At 56.5% G+C, this 324-nt stretch carries 1 pseudogene; it reads right to left on the bottom strand.

The window, feature by feature from the left end:
- Positions 1-129: 129 nt before the first annotated feature.
- A pseudogene (locus Q4563_RS18135) lies at positions 130-324 on the bottom strand (hypothetical protein); the annotation flags it as partial.

Consider the following 324-nt stretch of genomic DNA (forward strand, 5'->3'; position numbering starts at 1 on the left):
GGTTCGGCTGGGCATCCCAATCGAGGCTTTCCGGCCCGGCAGCGTAAGCATCCGGCAAGTGTCGGGTACGTTGGTGGTATTCCCGGATTGGCATACGGCCTCACTCAATAGGGTTAATGGGCGATAGGGTTAATGGGTAACTGGCGGTTCCGCGCTGATTTCGTCTGGAAAACAGGTCACCAGATGAAATGGATTGCCTGCTTCATCAGGAAAACACACCAGCAGCATCTCCTGCTCCGGGTTTTCTTCCAGATGCCCGGTGTTGATCAGCATGCCCATGGTGCCGGGTTCGGCAAAGACATGGCTTTCCGGTGCACTCGGCAC

Source organism: Gilvimarinus sp. 1_MG-2023 (genome assembly GCF_030548285.1).